This is a genomic window from Bacteroides salyersiae WAL 10018 = DSM 18765 = JCM 12988 (assembly GCF_000381365.1).
Classification (GTDB): Bacteria; Bacteroidota; Bacteroidia; order Bacteroidales; family Bacteroidaceae; genus Bacteroides; species Bacteroides salyersiae.
Map to the genome: position 1 here is coordinate 1,525,923 of NZ_KB905466.1, position 20,235 is coordinate 1,546,157.

A 20,235-nucleotide genomic window follows, 5' to 3' on the forward strand; every position below is an offset into this window, starting at 1 on the left:
TTTGTCTATACTCTATTCATCTCATTTACAGTGATTAAAATTAGTTTTGCAATCTAAAAAAAGTGAGATTATGAAGAATGAAAAGAGTACATTCAGCGTATTGTTTTACCTGAAAAAAGACAAGATGAAAAAGAATGGTTTAGTACCCATTCATGCCCGTATCACGATTAACGGCAAACAAACCCAATTCAATACCAAGTTAGAAGTCCTTGAAACGAACTGGAAATCCGGCAGAGCCGTAGGTAAATCAATGGAGATACAAAGGCTTAACTCCATGCTGGACGATATTAAGGCAAATATTCGTTCCCACTTCCACAACCAATTAATGCGGGACAGTTATGTTACCCCCGAAAGCGTGAAAAATGCACTATTGGGAAAAGAGGAAGAAGCAAATACCATCATTTCTTTTTTCATCCAGCACAACGACCAATACAAGAAAAAGGTCGCAGCAGGTGAAGCAACCCCCAAAACGTACAGCCGATATGAACTGACAAAGTTACGCCTGATAGAATACATGAAAGATGAATATCGTGTATCAGACTTACCGATACGTCAAATTAATAAGGTATTTATTGAGAACTTCTACCTATATATAATAAAGAACCACGATTGTTCACCCAATACAACAATGAAGTTTATCCAACGTTTCCGTACAGTGGTAAACTTTGCACAAGCTACCGGATTAATTACTGCTGACCCGTTCGCTCATTACAAACTTAAATTCGAGTATATCGAAAGAGGGTATCTTGACAAGGACGAAATAAGCAGGTTATGCAATAAAGAATTTGCTTCAAAGAGATTGGAACAGGTACGGGATATTTTTATTTTTAGCTGTTATACCGGACTTTCATACGTGGATATATGCGAATTAACCCGCAGCGACATCCGTATGGCATTCGATGATAATTTGTGGATTATAAAGAAACGTCACAAGACAAAAGTAACATCAAACATCCGTTTACTGGATATTCCGAAAGCTATCCTGAACAAATACGAGGGAAAACTTAAAAACGGTCAATTGCTACCTGTTATCAGCAATCAAAAAATGAATGATTATTTGAAAGAAATTGCAACGGTATGCGGTATTGACAAGAACGTCACATTTCACCTTGCAAGGCACACTTTTGCAACGACCATAACTTTAGCAAATGGTGTACCCATCGAAAGTGTATCTAAGATGTTGGGACACACCGACATTCGCACTACTCAAATCTACAATTGTGCGTCAAAGGTGTAATCTTAACTTTTATTTATATTTATCTATGATTTGCAGCCAAGTCATTTAATCTCCTCAAAGCCCAATTCTTCAAAGAATATTCTAAATTCTTATAACGTCCTCTAAATACCTCTGCTAATGAATCTTTCTGCAAAAGCAAATTAACTGATATTTGCTGACAGAAAGACTATTTAATAATCACATTTAGCCATCTAACATTCTCATATATGCCAAAAATTCAGTAACTTTGCATCTGTCAAGCTGATTGCTTGACTGGTCTTCTGCAAAGACTAAATGCGGTCTTTGAAATGTTGTGATTCTGTTTCACTGCAAGCGTCTTGCAGTTATTATAAGAAGACGAACAGCACGACTACAATCATTTTCTAATTGTTTAATTTAATTTTTTCAGATTATGAATATTGAAAAATATTTATTAGAGAATGAAGCAAGCATAGAACTTGCTACTGTAACCGTGTTAATTAACAATGAATCAAAGGATATTATTCCTGCGTTCACCAAGTTTTCAATCAAGCGCAAAGACCTCTCAAAGAGTAAAATCTTAGAGAATCTTGACAAGGGTAAAATCTTGCCAACTATCTTTGCGTTTACAAGCACAAAGCCATTCAGAGATGAAAATATCATCCTGTTTGACTACAATGGGGTAGAAATACCCCAAGAGTTAGACAATGATGTTTTGGTTAGTCTTGACAAACCTGACACTATCAATTTGTTAGGCTTGCTTGATACCCCTCTCACTTCTGCTGTGGTAAAGTGCAAATCCGTTGCCGAAGCCTATTCTTATGTTGCTACAACTTGCGCCATTGCACAACTCCCTACAAAGGATGAGTGGATTGGAATAGGTGCAGCTACAACCAAAGAAAATGTCCTAAGCCAAATTCTTCAATTTGCAAAGGAAAGAAGAATGAACGGAACGGCAGCACAAGCCTATTTCGGGCTTTCTTGCCGCGTAGCTTCATTACAGAAAGCCGCCATAACAATGGTAACCCCATTTGAAGATTTTAAGTTTCGTACTTTGGAAGAGGCAACAAGATTGTTTCAAGCGACAGAGAAAGCCTTTGGAGCAAGATGTGCTGTGCAAACTCGCTATATCAAAGCATTAAACACAAGCATTAAAATCAATACTTTGGATGAAGTTATTGAAGCTCTGAGTGCTATTGATGAAGTGACGAGACAAACAATCATAGACGCCCGTTGTGAGGACAAACGTCAATACATACAAGACTTTGTTACAAAGCAAATTGGAGTGCACAGAAATGCTGCATAAATAAAAGAAATATGAATCACAACAAACATTTAGAGGGCATTCCGCATTACACGGTTTGCCCTCTATTCGTTTATTCTATTTCATACAAATAACCACGCTCGCCATTTGTGGAAACTGGTCTGTGCCGCATAACTTTCAATCCGTACAAGTCTGACAAGTCAGAAACCTTGCCTTTCTTTTTGACACCATATCTTGAATACACCTCATTCATTGCAGCTTTTATCTTATCCGCACTTATTGTCCGCTTAGAGAAAATCCGTACAAATTCATTTCTAAGCCTGTTCCTCATATTACGCAAAGCCACTTCATTTTTCAACTCACACTCTTTATAGCCAAGTGCCTTAATCCGCTCACTGCCCAATTCATCATAGAACAGCCGAAGTTCCGGGTACTTCTATTCAATAAGCATGGCTGCCAAATTAAACATCGCACCGCCTCTATAATCGCAGTAGCTTTTCATCCTGTCCGCAAACGATTCCTTTCTGATAATATGCCCTAACTGTTCCTCATATTCCTTATAGCATTGCGGCTCATTATAAACTTGCGGTGCTGACACATCAAATCCGCTTTCTACCAACTGATTTTTGACTACTATGCCGTTCTCATAATTATATCTCTGCAAGTCGTAAGAATAACGCTCGTTCAACATAGCCATTTCGTTTGTCACGAACTTGTCCTGCAAAGAATCATACATGATAAACGATTCATCATATTTCAGCATCTTTTGAAGCCGACAAACATCCCTTATACGTTTTTGCCTTAATGCCTTGTCGCTTATAAGATTGTTGCTTTCCACTTCCGCATAAGTCAGCCGTAGTTTGTCCTGCAACTCTTTTTCAAACATTTCTTCCGACTTGTCAAACATACTCATATTATAGACGAACACGATATGTTTTCTAAACGGATTTTCCGCCAACCGTTGCCGACCTGCAATCTATACCAAGTCAGTAGCAATGTCTATCGCAGTGTTTACACGCTTGCTGTCACTTATAACAAAGGAAGTGGCATTCGTGGAATAAAAGTCGCACCCTGCAAAAGCTGTCGAAGTACAGAAAGTGAACATCTTGTGCTTTTCTCCTTTTAATGGAATCCTGCCATTCATGAAATCTGCCCCCAACTTCTTTATCTGTGAATCGTTGTCCGTAGAATTGCCGACTATGATATTCACCTCATCGGGCTTTAACCCTGTCTGCTTTATGATATTTAGAATGTTGTTCACACTATTCAAGAAGATAACACACTCTTTGGAATATACAGCAGTTCCGTCTATCTCCATTCGTGGAAATGCCCCCTGCTGATAAGAGCGGACTATTTCAACAGCCGCATCAATAGGGCGTGGAGTACGCACTCGAATCACTTTTATTTTCTCAACATCCTACCACTTCATTTGATAATACGGCATATTCTTGAAGTCGTTTATCTGTCCGATATACTTGTCTAAAATGGGAGTTGCTGAAAGAAATGTCACATATTTAAATTGTTTCAAATATGCCATAAAACGGTGTTCCACCTCCGACTTGAAACCGCTGTCCGATAACAGATATTGAAATTCGTCTGCAACCACACGCCAATCCGATTTATCCTCTATGCACCCTGCCACTTTCGGCAAAGAATCATACGACACCAATATCTTAGGTGTTTCCGCACATCTGACATACTCTTTAATCTCTGATTCTGTAACACCACCGACAACGAGCAAAGTGTTTCTGTACTGCTCATGCTTGTTTACAAGCAAGTTGTTCCGAGGACTGCATACAATGGCCTTGTGCCTGTCCGTAAGTGCCAATGTGGTAGCCCCACAATTCGGAATGCCTTTGTTCAGAATACCATTCGGCAATTCAAAATCTTTAATTTCACTGACATACTTTGTGCCTTTCGGCACGACAATTCTAATTTTCCTCATACTACTTTCTTTTAATTCAATTACAATGATTTATCTGCTTGTTCTCCGTCCACTGTTCAGAAGTGGTCTATCTTCTTTATTAAGAGAACGAGGAAGATTTTTTGGACTGCCCGACCGAAATAAAACCGAAATCAGAAGTTTCGGCTCTATTGCTAAAAGAAAGTAATTGATATGTTGAAATTACTGCAATAATTATGTCAGACAGTAATGCTTTCTCTTCTTAATTTTCTTACATTCAAATATATACAACTTTTCGGACATCTCCAAACGGAAACAGCTCCAACCACAAAAACAGCACCTGACAGCTTGTTCTACTCAAAATTTCATGCTTGAGGTCTATTGCAGAGCGGTTTACTGCCTATCCCCAATTTTTCAGAAATTGCGAAAATTGAAAATTCCCGGCTACTATATGGCTACATATAACATCATACAATCTTATTGTAGCACTCAATCAACAAGACCCTATAAGAAGATATAACCTATTCCTGCAAAAGAACCTATCCTATAAATAGACATACGCACTGTTATAAGCCGATAATATCAAAATACCCCCTCCGTCTATACTGTTGTCCTGTCTTTCAAAAAGGAGAATGCCATATACAAGCGAGCATACTACACTTCAAGTCCCCCCACCAATGATTGAATAAAAACAAAGAATAAACAAAATCATTCACCAATTAAATTTTTCGTTTATGGAAAACTTAGTTTTATTGCCAACTATGGCACAGAAAAGACGTGGTAACTTTGGGCAGTTTGCAGAAGATGCGACTATCATTTCAGAAGAAACCACAAGAGTGAAGAAAGTAAACCACTTCATAGAGGCAAACACTATGGAGATTGATTTACAACACTTGCAGAGTGATTGCATCGTACCCGTTTTCAGTAAGGACAACGAACTGACAATTTCACACAATGCCTTTATTGAAACAGTTTGGGAAGCTGCAAACACTTTCTTTACAGGTGAAACGATTGATAAACCTGACATTCGTGTTTCGCACATCGTGAAAGGTCGCATTCCTGAAGCGATACACAAGCCAGCAAACCAACTATTAGAGAGTGACAAGACACAGTATTTTGAGCGCATGATGTTCTGTTTTGAAGTACCTACCATTTATGAAACGGTAGAGGGAAACAAGCTCACTCTTTCAATAGGTGGTGTCAGAGCCTACAATCAGATGAATCTTTACAGCAAGAAAACAGTTGAGAGATTCAAGGTTTTTGTGGGCTTTAAGAACATGGTTTGCTGCAACTTGTGTGTTTATACGGACGGTTATCTTGGCAACTTGGAAGTTTCAAGTACAAATGACTTGTTCCGTTCTGTCTTGGATATGTTTTACCATTACGACCCTGCAAAGCACATTCACTTGATGCAGACATTTGGAAACAGCTATCTGACAGAGCATCAGTTTGCACAGATACTTGGCAAGATGCGTCTTTATCAATGTCTGCCACAAGGCTATCAGAAAAGCATACCCCGATTGTTAATCACTGACACACAGATTAACAGCGTGGCAAAGGCTTACATTCAGGATGAGAACTTTGGTGGATTTGGTGGTGACTTGTCTATGTGGAGATTTTACAATCTTCTGACAGGTGCTAACAAGTCAAGCTACATAGATTCTTTCTTGGATAGAAGTCTGAATGCAACGGAAGTTGCACAGGGCATTAACATGGCTTTGCACGGTGACGAGCGTTATTCATGGTTTATTGATTGATTCACTTTACAACGGTGGGGGATATTCAGTAATTGGATATTTCCCACTTTTTTACCAACTTCTAAAATCTGAATTTTATGGCACAGAAAAATAATGAAAATTGGAATTTTTATGGAGCAATATTCGTTGTGGTCTTTATCGTGTTCCTTTGCATCAGTCCGCTTTATACGATAGGAATCTTTTGGATATTGGCTACAATTTACTCTATGTTGATTCACTAATTAGCAAAGTGAATGTTCCGTTGATGTTCAGTTAGTTAGCTAATTAGAACATACACCGGACATTCACTTTTATTGTTTAACCCTCAAAAATGAACATTATGAGCTTGAAATACAGCAACACAACGGCGGACTTTCTGCAATGGGATGAAGCAATGAACTTGATAAGAAAGTTATTCAAGGACGGCAATTATAACATGAGTTTGCTTGTGGCTTTGGGCTGTTTCTTTGGCTTGCGGATAAGTGACATACTCGCACTAAGGTGGAATCAGATACTTAATGTGAGTGAGTTTACTATCATAGAACACAAGACAGGGAAGAAAAGGACTATCCGCATTAACCCACAACTGCAAAGGCATATTGCGGAATGTTACAAGGCTATCAAGCCATTAGGCAAAAGTTCCCCTATTTTGGTTAGTCAGAAAGGCACAGTCTATTCAATCCAACGGATAAACATTATTCTGAAAGAACTGAAACAGAAGTACAAACTGCATATAGGTAATTTCAGTTGCCATTCGCTTAGAAAGACTTTTGGCAGGCAGGTTTATAACGTGAATAGTGAAAACTCTGAATTGGCTTTGGTCAAACTTATGGAGCTTTTCAATCATAGTTCTGTTGCCATAACCAAACGCTATCTTGGACTAAGGCAGGAAGAACTTTTGAATACATACGACTGCCTTAGCTTCTAAATTCTCAGTAGGTAGAAAATTTGAAAAATGGCTCTTTTATGGGTACAAATGGATTTTCTACCTACTTGATTTTCATTTTAATATACTCAATCCTTGCATTTGAAAAGGTAAATTCGTAATTTTGTGTCGTAAATTTAAGAAGAACTGCCTATGTAACATTACAGACAATAGACATAAAGATAAAGAAGCGTTAGCTTTATTCTTGCACTCTGAAAATTGGGGAATTGGACGAATGCTGCAAAGAGTAAAAGTTGATGCTCACGCTTATGGCGTGGGCTTTTACTCGTATATTGCAGCAAAAGGTTATCCCCAATACCGACAGAGTGCATAGACGAAGTTATTAGTCCACGTTTTTTTATTGTCTTACCCCAGCTTTTGGACTACCCCCTAATTAACAACATTTTCAAGCAATAACAAATAAAAGAAGAAAAGACAATGAAAACATTACGTTATATCGGCATTGCTATTTTAGCCGTAATTTTGAGTGTGAATTTCATCGCTTGCTCCGATGATGATGAAGATGAACCACAAACCACTCCTGCAACTTTGGCAGGCACAACTTGGAAGATTGCCACTTCTGACGAAAACGGCATGGAAGGTGCAACCTTTACTTTCAATGAAGATAAAACTGTTACAGTTAATCCGTCCATGTGGTCAAAGGTTACATATTCGGTTAATGGCAGCAACTTGAAAATCGTCTTTAATGATGATGATTATATTGAAGGTGCAATCGCTATCAACGGCAATTCCGCTACTTATCAATACAAGTGGTACGATATAGACGGAACTGTGCAAGGTGACGGCACACAGCATAACATGACTTTGCAAAAGCAATAATTATATTTGATAACCTCACACGTTGGCGGCATTTGATAGAGTAATCATTTGCCGCTCTTTATGAATCTTATTCAGATGAAAGCAATACGGATTTTTAAGGCAGCTATGATAGCTGTTGTGGCACTTGCGAGCATAACATCTTGCAGTAGCGATGATGAGCAAGAAAACGAAATTTCTACTTATCCGGCTAATGCAAAAGGTGTTTGTGTTTATTGGGGTGATAACTTCATAGACACAGATGAAAGTTACTATTTGTGGATAAACGATTATATTGTCAAATACATTGCACGTGAAGAAAACATAGATATAACTCAAAGGGCAGAAAAGGACATCACTTATCACCCTTTAACTATGGATATTGTCTATGAGTTACTTACTGATTTTTACGGTACAGAGATTACTGCCAATACAGATTTCAGTGAATTGTCACCAAATCCCCAAACACTAATACAATACATACAATCCAACAAATCAAGATACAGATACATAATATCATACAACAGCGATTATATCTTATTCAACAGAACATCCGATAAGAATTATTAAAGCATACCCACAAACGGCATTTGTGCAACAAAGCATGAGTGCCGTTTGTGTTCCCGTCCAATTTTTCTTCCTGACGCTCTTGATAAAAACAAGTGAAAGTGTCTGAAAAATAGACATGAATCATTCAAAATAAGGTTGGTTTGCAATGCCCTCAATCCAATATTCCTTTTGATATATCAGCATATCCATAACCTCTTTTGCAGTGTAAGGAGTGTCCTTTATTGTTGGAAGTGCAAACTTGCTGTCTGAAACACGATGGGGAATCGGCACCAAAATTGACCGATTTTGCTCGTCAAATTGAAACGAATGCGGCAACTCAACCACTTCTGCTGATTTTGCCTTGATATGGATGCAGACTATTTTTCTTGTACCATTCTTGAAGTCAACAACAAATGTGCCCCTTTTCTGTGTTTCCGAATAATATACGACACGGTTAAGGTACTTTTTGAACAGACGTGCCTTATCCTCTATGGAAAAATTATCGAGTGTTTCAATGGCAACATCGTTGGCTAATTCTGCCTTTGAGACTTCTTTTTGATATCGTTCTGCTTTCAACTGTTTTATTTCATCCTCTGCATCTGAAATAAACTTCTCCTTGCTCTCATATTGCTGTTGCTGATGAAGAAGCAAGGCCGGGTTGGTCAGTATCTTGATACTCTCCAAAATGGATGCCTGCTCTGATTTTGCAGTGGAGATGTCAGTATTAAGCGATTGGATTTTACTCGTAAGATTGTCTATTTCCCTGATTATCTTGGCAATTTTCTCATTGCTCATTTCCATGAACTCATCTTTGGCAATGGCAGTCTTTACGATTACCCATATTGTTTTTAATGCAATATCTGCATTGACACCACCATTGGCGCAAATGGTTTCATCATATTTGTTCTTTTTGACTGCACAGCGATAATAACGTAGCCCCGTACCCGTCTGTCTTACAATATACATATTCTTCCCACAAGGACATTTCAGGATATATCTCAAAGCATTGTAGTTCACTCCATTGTTTGGAACATCTACAATCCTATTCTGATTGAGGATGGCTTGCACCTTATCCCATGTTTCTTCTGTAACCAACGCATCACCCTTGCGTTCTATCGGCTCTCGCCTTGTCTGCTCTGTCTTGTTCTTGCCGTCACGGTTTGGCATAATACGCCACACACCCTTGTAGCATGGATTATGCAATATGCGGTAAATATTCTCTGAAAAGAAATCATTGCCCTTTACTGTCTTTATTCCACGTGAAATCATTTCATGCTGAATCTCTTTTGCAGTCAAACCGTTAATACACATCTGAAATATCTCTTGAACAATAGGAGCATTCTCATCACGTACCAATATGGATTTTGGTGTTTTCCCTCTGACATAGTTCGGATTAGGCACAGCCGAATAGCCAAAAGGCACAACGCTACCCTTGCACATCAATTCCTCCGATTGGAGAAAGCAGCGTACTTTACCACTTCTCATACGCTCGGTTATCTTCAAACGTTCAGCCCTTGCATATTCTGCGGCAATGGCTATTCTCATAATATCCACAAGGTCTAATACCTTGCCACCCTTATAATGTGCTTTGGTATCAATGAATATTACATCCAATCCATTCTGCAACAGGCTGTTCACATCATTCATTACCGACAAAATTTCCGTTTGCCTTGATAAACGGCTCAATTCGCTGACAACAACCACATCTGCATCTTCAGCAGTCAAAGTCAGGAGTTTCAGGTAACTTGGTCTGTTCTTGACAGCACCACTTATGCCCTCATCTTTGAGAACATCATTCAAACTATAGCCATTATCCCTGCAAAAATCCTCAATCTGCAAACGTTGCCGTGCTGCATCTTGCGCTGTCGTGGAGACACGAATATATCCTATGGCTCGTTTCTTCTTTTCCATAACCATTGTAGCGGTCAGCAACGGATAGCGGAATTGCTACCCTCGTAACCACACTGCAAAGATAAAAATAAATAGTTACACCCACAAATCATAGTTGTATGCTAAAGTTATAGATGCGAAATTAAGTAACGATATGGAATTACTGGCACAGAAAATTAATACGAAAAAGGTAACTGCTGCCATATAAAAGATTAGGAACTGGTCACGATTTGTGACCAGTTCTAAAGATAACTTATCACTTAACAACTTAAAATATTGAATTATGGATTTACAAATCATTCAAAACAAGATTTATGAAATTAGGGGTTGCAGGGTTATGCTCGATAGCGACCTTGCGGCACTTTATCAGGTGGAAACAAAAGCGTTGAAACAGGCTGTTAAACGTAATATAGAACGTTTCCCCGAAGATTTTATGTTTGAACTGACAAAGGAAGAAGTGGAATGTTTAAGGTCACAAATTGTGACCTTAAAGAATAATCCCGATGAAATGGAAGCAGCAGCCGGTTCAAAACGTGGCAAACATACCAAGTATTTGCCTTATGTTTTCACGCAGGAAGGTGTAGCGGCTTTATCGGGTGTGTTACGTAGTCCTATTGCCATACAGGTGAATATTTCCATCATGCGGGCATTCGTAGCCTTGCGTCAAATGATAACAGGCTATCAGGAACTACTAAAGCGTATTGAAGAACTGGAAGAAAGTACGGATGCACAATTCAGCGAGATATACCAAGCACTGACCCAATTACTAAGCAAGCCCGAACCGAAGCCACGCAAACCGATAGGATATAGAACCTATGACGAATAACGGTTTAAGGTATTCGGTTGTCTAAGGGGTGCCACCAGTGATACCCCTTTTTCAGTTCCCTAAAGTAATGTATCTCAATCACAAATTTTAGCAAAGTTACAGCCCGGTGGGGACAAATACCAAATCCGAGCCGTTCCGGTTTTCTAAAAAATCTCCACACCTACGGGTCGTATTTTTTGAAAAGATATGGTTGAAGTCCCCGCCAAACTGTGGGTGTCCGGCAAAATTTCTTATTGTTTAATTTAAATTTCAGTAGTCATGAAAACAACAGAATTTACCATGCCGGAAATCACTATCTCTTATAAAGACAATGTAAAAGCATCCGAAAGGGTGAAAATACTCTCATCCGAAACGTCCTGTTCTTACCTGAAACCGTTCTATGCGGAATGTATGGAACACCACGAAGAAAGTTATGTAATGTTCCTCAACCGGGCTAACAAGGCTTTAGGCGTTTCCCTTATCTCTAAAGGTGGCATGGCTGAAACTTTTATGGACGTGAAAATCATCCTGCAAACCGCCCTAAAAGTCCACGCTTCGGGGATAATCCTCTCACATAACCACCCATCGGGCAACCTGCGTTCGAGCGAACCGGACAAACAAATCACCTCAAAAATAAAAGAAGCCTGCAATGTCTTGGATTTACACCTGTTAGACCATATCATCCTGACAGAAGAAAGCTATTACAGTTTTGCAGACGAGGGGCTTTTATAAGCCCTTTTTTTACTCTCTCATTACCCAATACAAAAAGCCTGATGGCTTTTACTTCTATCCTCTTAAACAAGAGAAAAATTTTCCCTAAAACTGATTGGAACATTGTCAAAGGTATATCCGTGCCTGTTACTGTTCAAATTATTTTTTAGAAATCTCCACACCTGCGGGTAGTATTTCATAAATAATAATTTGCCCTGTACCATTCCCGAACCTTTGAAAAGACAATGCTCCCATTCAGTTAAAGGAAAAATTTATGTGGTGGGCGACAAGCGATGTAAACAATTAAAATACAAAAGTCATGGAAGCAGTAACATTATCAGAAGCAAGAGTTTATGTAGGTACGTATGCCAAGTATAACAACGGTTCACTTTTCGGCAAGTGGTTAGACCTTTCCGACTATTCGGATAAGGACAAATTTTTGGAAGCGTGCCGGGAACTCCACGAGGACGAGCAAGACCCGGAATTTATGTTTCAGGACATCGAGGACATACCCGAAGCCCTGATTTCCGAAAGTTGGCTTTCTAATAAGTTCTTTGAGCTACGGGATGCCATCGAAAAACTAAGCGAAACCGAGCAGGAAGCGTTTTTCGTATGGTGCGACCATCACAACAGTGATATAAGCGAAGAGGATGCAGACGACCTTGTTTCTTCCTTTGAGGACGAATATCAGGGAGAATATAAAGACGAGGAAGATTACGCCTATGAAATCGTAGAGGAATGTTACGAACTGCCGGAGTTCGCAAAGACCTACTTTGATTATTCGGCTTTTGCCCGTGACCTGTTTATGACTGATTACTGGATGGAAGACGGTTTTGTTTTCCGTTGTGCCTGATTACTAACCGGGTGGAGCAATCCACCCGCAACACACCAAGACAGTGAAAGTAAATAATAAGATAGCGACTTTTTTACGATGGTTCATACTTGCTTTTATCATCTATCAGGCAGCCACCAGCACCGCCGGAATGTGGATAGCCCTAATCATAGGCTTTTATATAGTTCGGTTCTTTCTCTGGCTGTTTATCTCTGCCGTTTACTTGTTTTGTATGGCGATTATTTTCATTGTGTTGCTCTCATTTTTGATTATCTGATAACTCTTGTAAATTATAACGATATGGAAACTTTAAACAAAAACGGGGTAAGCATTCCCCAAATACTGGGAGAAGAAAAATATATAAAATGCTGTTTAGGCGCATTCAGAGGTCAAATTCTTCTAATATAACTATCGGCATATAAATAATACTTTTTTCTAAAATGGAGAAATGCCTGAAATATGTTACCAAATGCTGGACGAGTGGATAAAACGCCAAAAGTAACCATTTGTTTACATCCTATTTTCAGATGGACGTATATGAAATTAAATTGAGCCGAGGTTATTTCGGAGGTTGTTTCTATGAAGAAAGAAACATTGAAGTGGTATAGAAAATGACCTTAATCCTCATTAAGAGGAAGTTGTTATGTTGGAATGTTATATTGATGATTTTTCAAAATTGTAATTTATATTAAACCAAACTCTCCCCAGTTATTTTATTTTGTGAGCTTATGCGGGAAAGAAAGTTGTAAATAAACTATTAATATAAATCTAGTGATTAGAGTAACTCCATTAATTTTCTTCTTAAATCCATCTTGAATTCATTTGTAAAAAAAAGACTATCAAATAAATCCATGTTTTTTATATAGAAGTATGAACTCGTTTTGATTATTTTTACATTTATTTCTTTAGAATCAATCTTTGCAAGTTTATTTATCTCAAATTGTTTTCCATTGAAAAAACATTGATAGAATCTATCTTGAATATTATTATTGAGCAATAAATCAAAAATAATAAACCCCTTTGATACTTTTTTAGATAATAATTCAATTTCAACATCATGTATGTAATCATCAAGTCGAGACATACTAGTTGTCAATAATAAATATGAATATTTATTATCAGTAGTCTTTTTTAATATATAATTACTTTCCTTCATGTCAATCTAAACAAACTTTTGCTCCCTCAATTAATTCCAATGTTTTCTTGATAATATCATCAGATTCTTGTTTTGAAATTGTTTTTGTTGTTACCACTCCTCCATCTACATGGAACAAGGCATGTCGATGAATATTATAGTACTTATATAAATTACAAATTTTGTTCTGAATTTCACTGTTTGAAATTTTTCCTTTGCCATCATCTGTAAAAATATAGTTATTCCCACTTTTTACTATGTATTCACCAAAACCTTCTTTGGGAATTATAACATCGTTTTTTTTGAATATTTGTTTTAACACTCCTTCAAGTGCTCTTAAAACGGGGAATGCATATGCAGAATAATCCTGAAGTTCTATTCCTATCTTTGATAATGCTAAGCTAGGCGTTAAAATTACTTTTATTTTATCTTCAATTAATCCATGTGTAGTAGGTAATTTATTTTCTAATTCACCTAAAATATCACTTGTGGTTAAATTGGTTTCATAAAAAGCTAATTGTTGCTCAATAACATCTTTAAATGGCATTAATTCTGATAACAATTCTATTACTTCATTAAATAATAACATTGGTTTTCCTTGAACTTGAAATGCATTATTTGAATGTTTTGTAATAGTGATAGAATCACCTTGCTTCCCTTTTATACTAACAATTCTTTTTCCTTTTTGTTCAGTGTTATCATTTTTGATAGTATTACCTCCATCAACTAAAAAGGACAGCATAGCTTCAAAATCTTCATCTCTAATACTTTTTATATAAAAGCTATTAGATTTAAACTCTTTTATCTGACAAATACTTACCAATTGCTCTGCAATCTTCTTAGACAAATCTTGGTTTGCCCCAACTTTATAATTCAGAGTTGTTGTTCCATCCTGATTCTCGTAGATATTTAACATTGCTACGGGAGAGCCTGTAACTATAAACTTAAATATGGTTAGATTATTAGGTTTTATATCTTTAGTTACCTGGTAATTTTTAGAAAGCTCCGTATCTATGTGATTATGTAGTTTCTCTCTATTTAATTTAAGACCTTTCATTCATTTAAATTTTGTGCAAAGATACACATAAAAGTACACCCAGCAATATTGTACTGGGTGTTTCTCAACATATTAATATAAAATGGTTTATTCTTTTTCTTTGCTATTGTTACTATTGAAAGAAAACGTCAGTTGTTCCAACTGCCCGAAACTATCCTGAAAATACACATCTATCGTCTGTTGGTCGGCTGATGCAGAGGTATAGTAAAGCCGGAATGTTTCACCCGGAAGCGGGTACAGGTCATTCGGCAGTAAGACCGTACCATCCGACATTTTTAAACTTCCTGCCCCGTTCGGTTGGAAATAGCGGATGAAATACACTGTTTCCTCATAGTGTCCATCCCGGTGAAGCTGACACCTGATTTCTGCCGTTTCACCGACTTTTAATTTCTTCGGTACTGGCATCGTTTCGATACGGAACGGGTAAGACTGCTGTATATCCACGTTGTCATTACAGGCACTCACTAATAACAAGGTGGCCACCATGTAGCACCCTGTTAGTATCTTATAAATTACATTTCTCATATACATTATATATAATAGGTTAGTTTATCACATTATTATCTTTAGACCGATACCGAACTGTGTATGGAACTTTCCGACTGAAGAACCGAACAGGCATCTTTCCCGTGCGTTAATCAGGAACACCACCCGGTCGGTAATATAACTTTCCAGTTCCAGCGTCAGCGCACCGCCATAGACAAAACCGTCCTTATCCGTCAGCATCGAGCCATCGGGCAGCTGCTTGTCACCCCAGTTGCTTGTTTCGTATCCGGCAAGGGCAGACAATCCGAGCGAAAGGAAAAAGGTTTTCTTCCGGTCTGAAAGGAAGTTCATATAGTAACCGCCCTCACCTGTGAACTGGCTTACGGGTATCTGTAAATCCTTATAGGGGTAATGCTTTTCGAGGTATTCCCCGCCGATAACCCACCTGTTCCCGTTTTTGGTATAGGTGGAAAGAGCCGCCCCGAAGTAATAGGCAAAATCACTTTTACTGTTCCAGTGAACACCGTCCGCCATGCCGCCCGTGACCTGCAAACCTTTCATTCCCGGCAGACATCTTTGTGCGTGTGCCTGGTTAAAAGTCAGGCACAGCGCAAAAAGGAACATCATACAGAATATCCTTTTCATGTTCATTTGATTTTAAGTTCATTAATCACTTTGGCTGCCACTATATCCGAATTTTCCACCCGGATAGTTTGGTGCCTGCCCCCGTTCTTTTCCACCAGTTCGATAACCAATATCTTATCGTCAGGGATAGTGAACTGTGGAACGGTGTACACGGTGCGGACAGTACTCTTGCCACCGATAACCAGTATCTCGTTATAGCTCCGCACCGGGTCGATAACGGTTTCCTGAATAGCCGTTCTTTTGGCTACTTTCTTATCCACAATCTTGAAACGGATAAAATCGGTATCAAACGGTACGTTTGAACTGTTCCTTATTTGTGTGTGGTAGTAGAACAGTCCGTTATGCGAATAAATGCCCTTTACCAAGAACTGCACCCCGAAACGCTTGCATCCCAAATGTTTTATTTCCCGGTCATTGTTCTTGTAGATGGACTGCATAATCAGCTTTACCAAAAGCGGGCTTTCGTTACCCAGTTCACGGAAATAGATGTTCATCCGGGTATGGCTGAAATCTGTCGTGTCCTCATTCTCCAAGAAATCTTTCATTTCGATGTTCAGCATTTCCGGTTCGTGTGCGTATTTCGCATTAAAGGAATAAAAGCTGCCATCCTCACAGATAACGGAGAAATTGGTTTCACCGGGAAAGCCCTCTGTCGTAGCCTTGACCCTGACAACATTTTCCGCCCCGTCCGCTTTTCCGGCGATAATGTAGTTACTGCCTAAATCCACGTACTTAACGGCAGACGGGAAAATAATGTGTACCGTTTTTGCAAACGTCACCTGTACACCGTAAGGTGTCACCATTTGGCGGTAAGGCAGCTTCTTTGTAATGCCCTGATACAAATCGTTACTTTGTGCTTTCACTGAAACCACGCCCAAAAGCAGGGCGAACATGATAATTAACTTTTTCATTTTGGATTGAAATTTTTATGGTTGATAAATAAATTACTGTTGTTTGGCGTAAAGCATCACCTGATAGTTCGCTTTCAGGTGTACTTTTACCGTTCTGAACTTCTTGGCAAGGTATTGCGACCCGCCCTGCATCAAGCCCCTTGTAATATCCATTGCGACCTGCTGCCCGGCACTTTGCGCAAAGGAAATGCTCGTACCCAGTCCCGCACCGATGTTCGCCATCGCTTCTTTGGCTGCTTCCTGTTCCAGTGACGAGGGTACGGAAAGCCCCTTTTGCCCGTCACTGTCATAAACGGCAAGTTCCACCGGAATGATGTTACCTGCATATTCGAGCGAGGACACCAGTATGTCGAGCCGTTCCCCCTGCACTTTGGCACTTCCCGATACAAGGCTGTTTTTCGGGACAATCACATTACCTGCCTGTAACGGTTCTAACAGCCGGAGTTTAACGGTCTGCCCGTCCATAAGTGTTTGGTCGTTATGAACACACGCCCGGATAGTATTCTTTCCCATCGAATAACCACTGCCGACCGCCGTATTAAACCCGTAATTGCGTGGCTTACTGTATTCGGTGATAAATTCGCTGTTGCTCATGGGTTGCTGCAATCCTGAAACCGTCCTGTCCGATACCGATTTTACAGGTGTGGCGTTTCCTTTGCCCTGAACGGTTGCGGACGATGCGACCTGTGCAATCTGTTCCGGTTGCGGTGGTACGCTTTGCCCGTTCTGTCCGTTCATGTATTTTGCCGCCAGTTCGTATGACTTTTCCATAAGAGCCACCTGTTCATCTATGCTGCCCGCCCCGTTTTCTTTGGCATCGAGCCGGGCAGTAAGTTCTTCCACCTGACGTTTCAGTTCCTCTTTTTCCTTGTCCTCTTTCGGCGTTTCATAGAAACTGCCTAACTGACGGTTCATGTCCCGGTAAGCCGCCGCCGAAGACTGGATAGAGGAACGGCTATTGTTCGGCGCACCCGCCCCGAAGTCTATTACATTGGTTTTCGGCTTTTCCGCCGGAGCATCATCTATCAGGGTCAAATCTTCCCCGTTCCCGTTTTCCTCTCCGAGCGAAAAGGCAAAATCCTGTAAGGAGCGCATCTTGTCCGCCTGTTTGTTCTCCATCTGTTCCTGTTCGTAAGCTGTCTTTTTATCGCTGATTATCCCGTCCCCTTTGGGTTGCGGAATATCGGCGTTAAATCCGCCCACGCTTTCCGCCTTTGTTTCGTCCTTATCGGACGGTGCAAAAATCAGGTACATAGACCCCAAGAATACCAGTCCCATAAGCGGGTAAACCAGCATCTTCTTTCGCTGCTGTATCTGCTGGGGTGTCAGTTCCTTTTTCTCTTTTTTCTGTTTTTCAGGTTCTTTTCCCCTTGCCGTTTCCGGTGCGGGAGTTTCATTCTTCACTTCTTTTTCTTCCATTGTCTGACTGATTAAAAATATTCGTACTGTCTTTACTTTGAAGTTGTAACTGCCTGATATGTTCTATCCGTATGGTTTCGCCATCCTCTTTGCCTATCCGATAAATGGATGATACCGTAAAGTAGATGGATAGCCCGCCGAAGAACAGGAGCATAAGCAGGATTACCGCCAGCCTTATTTCCGGTGTCATGCGCCCGCACAGGTGGCGAAGTTTTTCATCCGCCCAATCTTGTATACAGGTAATTACCTGATTAACCGGAGAGAGAATTTTCCGTATCATGGCTTACCGCTTTATGGTGTTCAAGTCCTTGTTTTCCGTTATCTCGAAACTTTCCATCATAAAACCGTGCGGGTTATTATCACTTCTAACGGCGTTCAATAACCGGCAACGGGTGACAAGGCTTCTTTCGGTCACGCTGCTTTCACGGATAATCATTTGCCGGGCATAGGTAGCCACCGCATACGGGTACACATCGAAATTGCATGAAACGCTGTCTATCCGTATCGTTTGGCTGATATTGCCCGATATGATACGGTTGTAATACCCTTTTTCCGAGAGGTCACGGTAATAGTTAAATGCGCTCTTATCGGCAAGGAACAGCGACCGTTTGATATTGCTTTCGATAGCGTTCTTATCGGGTGATAACGTGAAAAAGAGTTCGTGGAAACGCTTCACGTGTTCCCTTGCTTCGACCGGACGGTTTTGCGAGAGGTCTTGCGAAAGCGCAAGCATCAACGATTTACCGCCATCCAAGACGTAAATCTTCTGCCGTTGCGCTTCGGCAAACGTATAGGAGTTCCAAACGGCATAACCTGTTATCAGGGTGCACATCACGACAAACACAATACCGAAAAGCCGTATCTGTTTGAAACTGGTTTCAATGTTCTTTAAACTTTTAAATTCCATCTTGATTTTTAATTATTGATTACCTTTGATTAGTTTACCGCCGACCCTGCCGCCAGCGTTTCCGGTTGCTGCCCCGGCTACCGCACCGACACCGCTACCCGCTTTGTTAGCCGCACTGTTTATATTCCGGCTCATGTTACCCATTCCGCCCGCCTGAATAATCCAGTTCGATACGGTGGGGATGGTGAAGTAACCGACAATGCCGATTATCATAAAAATTATGTACACGCTATTGCTGCTGTCTGGTATGAAATTGGGGTCTGATAGCTCTTGAATATCCTTTTGCAGCATAAGCACCTGTATTCGGGCAAGAATGGAACTAAACAGGTCGGAAACGGGCAACCACAGGTAAACGGAAATGTACCTTGTTATCCATTGGGTCAGTGTCGCCTGAAAACCATCATACACGCTGATGGCAAAGGCTATCGGACCCAGTATGGCAAGGACAATCAAGAAAAAGGTTCGGATAGTGTCTATCACAAGGGCTGCCGCCTGAAAGAGCAGTTCCAAAAGTTCCCTGAACCAGTCCCGGACGGATTGCTTGATATTATGTACCGCCCTATCCATATACATGCCGCCCATCGTGGCTATGTCTTTGGCAGACCACCCCAGTTCATCTATCTGCTTGTCAAACGCTTCATCCGAAACAAGATAAGCCGTTTCCGGATTACGTACCATCGCTTCATATTCCAGCTTGTCCTTTTGTTCCCGGTAAGCGTTCATATCGAAAGTTTGCGTTTCGAGCATATTGTTACAGCCCTTGACTACTGGCGACATCACGCTGTTAATCGTACCCAGTACGAATGTGGGAAAGAACATAATACAGAAGCCAATCACAAAAGGACGGAGCAAAGGGTAAACGTCTATCGGTTCGGCACTGGCGAGCGACTGCCATACTTTGGCAGCCACATAGAACAATGCGCCCAGTCCCGCTATTCCTTTGGCTACCCCCGCCATGTTCCCGCATAACGGCATCATGTCCGTGTACAGACTTCGTAAAATCTGATGCAGGTTATCAAATTCGATAGCTAATAACATACTTGTCTGTT

General features: G+C 40.1%; 23 protein-coding genes. 10 read left to right on the top strand and 13 right to left on the bottom strand.

The window, feature by feature from the left end; translation table 11 throughout:
- The first annotated feature begins 70 nt into the window (after window positions 1–70).
- Window positions 71–1,237, top strand: a complete 1,167-nt coding sequence (locus HMPREF1532_RS05755; RefSeq protein ID WP_005926142.1) for a site-specific integrase — start codon at window positions 71–73, stop codon at window positions 1,235–1,237.
- A 391-nt stretch (window positions 1,238–1,628) separates the two neighbouring features.
- Complete coding sequence (locus HMPREF1532_RS05760) at window positions 1,629–2,501, top strand: hypothetical protein (RefSeq protein WP_005926145.1); 873 nt, start codon at window positions 1,629–1,631, stop codon at window positions 2,499–2,501.
- Between the two features lie 394 nt (window positions 2,502–2,895).
- On the opposite strand, the gene HMPREF1532_RS21260 is transcribed toward HMPREF1532_RS05760, so the two are convergent.
- From HMPREF1532_RS21260 to HMPREF1532_RS21270, 3 genes are all read right to left on the bottom strand, one after another.
- A complete protein-coding gene (locus HMPREF1532_RS21260; RefSeq protein WP_005926147.1) occupies window positions 2,896–3,366 on the bottom strand; it encodes a hypothetical protein in 471 nt (156 codons plus the stop codon).
- A 69-nt stretch (window positions 3,367–3,435) separates the two neighbouring features.
- Window positions 3,436–3,858: a hypothetical protein gene (locus tag HMPREF1532_RS21265; RefSeq protein WP_148301687.1), complete on the bottom strand. Its 423-nt coding sequence runs from the start codon at window positions 3,856–3,858 to the stop codon at window positions 3,436–3,438.
- Window positions 3,859–3,876: 18 nt separating this feature from the next.
- Window positions 3,877–4,404, bottom strand: a complete 528-nt coding sequence (locus tag HMPREF1532_RS21270; protein WP_005926153.1) for a hypothetical protein — start codon at window positions 4,402–4,404, stop codon at window positions 3,877–3,879.
- Window positions 4,405–5,096: 692 nt separating this feature from the next.
- On the opposite strand from HMPREF1532_RS21270, the gene HMPREF1532_RS05770 reads away from it, so the two are divergent.
- The 4 genes from HMPREF1532_RS05770 to HMPREF1532_RS05785 all read left to right on the top strand — a co-directional run bounded on the left by HMPREF1532_RS05770 (window position 5,097) and on the right by HMPREF1532_RS05785 (window position 8,409).
- Window positions 5,097–6,119 (top strand): DUF3871 family protein, encoded by a 1,023-nt coding sequence (locus HMPREF1532_RS05770; RefSeq protein WP_005926156.1) that lies wholly within the window; start codon window positions 5,097–5,099, stop codon window positions 6,117–6,119.
- Window positions 6,120–6,438: 319 nt separating this feature from the next.
- Window positions 6,439–7,026 (top strand): tyrosine-type recombinase/integrase, encoded by a 588-nt coding sequence (locus HMPREF1532_RS05775; RefSeq protein WP_005926160.1) that lies wholly within the window; start codon window positions 6,439–6,441, stop codon window positions 7,024–7,026.
- Window positions 7,027–7,461: 435 nt separating this feature from the next.
- Complete coding sequence (locus HMPREF1532_RS05780) at window positions 7,462–7,863, top strand: hypothetical protein (RefSeq protein ID WP_005926162.1); 402 nt, start codon at window positions 7,462–7,464, stop codon at window positions 7,861–7,863.
- A 75-nt stretch (window positions 7,864–7,938) separates the two neighbouring features.
- Entirely contained in the window at window positions 7,939–8,409 is a 471-nt protein-coding gene (locus HMPREF1532_RS05785) for a hypothetical protein (protein ID WP_148301686.1), read from the top strand.
- A gap of 120 nt (window positions 8,410–8,529) precedes the next feature.
- Here HMPREF1532_RS05785 and HMPREF1532_RS05790 read toward each other — a convergent pair whose 3' ends face one another.
- Window positions 8,530–10,299, bottom strand: coding sequence for a recombinase family protein (locus tag HMPREF1532_RS05790; protein WP_005926168.1), 1,770 nt, complete (start codon window positions 10,297–10,299; stop codon window positions 8,530–8,532).
- Window positions 10,300–10,561: 262 nt separating this feature from the next.
- On the opposite strand from HMPREF1532_RS05790, the gene HMPREF1532_RS05795 reads away from it, so the two are divergent.
- The 4 genes from HMPREF1532_RS05795 (at window position 10,562) to HMPREF1532_RS20790 (ending at window position 13,034) form a co-directional block, all read left to right on the top strand.
- Entirely contained in the window at window positions 10,562–11,104 is a 543-nt protein-coding gene (locus tag HMPREF1532_RS05795) for an ORF6N domain-containing protein (RefSeq protein ID WP_005926170.1), read from the top strand.
- A gap of 258 nt (window positions 11,105–11,362) precedes the next feature.
- The gene (locus HMPREF1532_RS05800) at window positions 11,363–11,815 is read left to right on the top strand and encodes a JAB domain-containing protein (RefSeq protein WP_005926174.1); all 453 of its coding nucleotides are present in this window, start codon (window positions 11,363–11,365) and stop codon (window positions 11,813–11,815) included.
- Window positions 11,816–12,113: 298 nt separating this feature from the next.
- Window positions 12,114–12,647, top strand: coding sequence for an antirestriction protein ArdA (locus HMPREF1532_RS05805; protein ID WP_005926177.1), 534 nt, complete (start codon window positions 12,114–12,116; stop codon window positions 12,645–12,647).
- 279 nt (window positions 12,648–12,926) lie between these two features.
- A complete protein-coding gene (locus HMPREF1532_RS20790) occupies window positions 12,927–13,034 on the top strand; it encodes a DUF3873 family protein (RefSeq protein WP_392387712.1) in 108 nt (35 codons plus the stop codon).
- A gap of 367 nt (window positions 13,035–13,401) precedes the next feature.
- On the opposite strand, the gene HMPREF1532_RS05815 is transcribed toward HMPREF1532_RS20790, so the two are convergent.
- The 9 genes from HMPREF1532_RS05815 to traJ all read right to left on the bottom strand — a co-directional run bounded on the left by HMPREF1532_RS05815 (window position 13,402) and on the right by traJ (window position 20,224).
- Window positions 13,402–13,782 carry a type II toxin-antitoxin system RnlB family antitoxin gene (locus HMPREF1532_RS05815; protein ID WP_005926180.1) on the bottom strand — a complete coding sequence of 127 codons (381 nt, stop codon included), beginning with the start codon at window positions 13,780–13,782 and terminating at the stop codon, window positions 13,402–13,404.
- A gap of 1 nt (window position 13,783) precedes the next feature.
- Window positions 13,784–14,818 carry a type II toxin-antitoxin system RnlA family toxin gene (locus HMPREF1532_RS05820; protein ID WP_005926183.1) on the bottom strand — a complete coding sequence of 345 codons (1,035 nt, stop codon included), beginning with the start codon at window positions 14,816–14,818 and terminating at the stop codon, window positions 13,784–13,786.
- An 87-nt stretch (window positions 14,819–14,905) separates the two neighbouring features.
- On the bottom strand, window positions 14,906–15,349 hold the full coding sequence (locus HMPREF1532_RS05825; RefSeq protein ID WP_025819205.1) for a DUF3872 domain-containing protein: 444 nt from the start codon (window positions 15,347–15,349) through the stop codon (window positions 14,906–14,908).
- A gap of 21 nt (window positions 15,350–15,370) precedes the next feature.
- Window positions 15,371–15,949, bottom strand: coding sequence for a conjugal transfer protein TraO (locus HMPREF1532_RS05830; RefSeq protein WP_005926189.1), 579 nt, complete (start codon window positions 15,947–15,949; stop codon window positions 15,371–15,373).
- A gap of 2 nt (window positions 15,950–15,951) precedes the next feature.
- Window positions 15,952–16,860, bottom strand: a complete 909-nt coding sequence (gene traN / locus HMPREF1532_RS05835; protein ID WP_005926192.1) for a conjugative transposon protein TraN — start codon at window positions 16,858–16,860, stop codon at window positions 15,952–15,954.
- 33 nt (window positions 16,861–16,893) lie between these two features.
- Window positions 16,894–18,279, bottom strand: coding sequence for a conjugative transposon protein TraM (traM, locus tag HMPREF1532_RS05840; RefSeq protein WP_005926194.1), 1,386 nt, complete (start codon window positions 18,277–18,279; stop codon window positions 16,894–16,896).
- Window positions 18,254–18,559 carry a TraL conjugative transposon family protein gene (locus HMPREF1532_RS05845; RefSeq protein WP_005926195.1) on the bottom strand — a complete coding sequence of 102 codons (306 nt, stop codon included), beginning with the start codon at window positions 18,557–18,559 and terminating at the stop codon, window positions 18,254–18,256. The genes traM and HMPREF1532_RS05845 overlap by 26 nt, the downstream gene beginning before the upstream one ends.
- A gap of 3 nt (window positions 18,560–18,562) precedes the next feature.
- Window positions 18,563–19,186, bottom strand: coding sequence for a conjugative transposon protein TraK (gene traK / locus HMPREF1532_RS05850; RefSeq protein WP_005926197.1), 624 nt, complete (start codon window positions 19,184–19,186; stop codon window positions 18,563–18,565).
- Window positions 19,187–19,198: 12 nt separating this feature from the next.
- Window positions 19,199–20,224 carry a conjugative transposon protein TraJ gene (gene traJ, locus HMPREF1532_RS05855; RefSeq protein WP_005926199.1) on the bottom strand — a complete coding sequence of 342 codons (1,026 nt, stop codon included), beginning with the start codon at window positions 20,222–20,224 and terminating at the stop codon, window positions 19,199–19,201.
- Window positions 20,225–20,235: the final 11 nt, after the last annotated feature.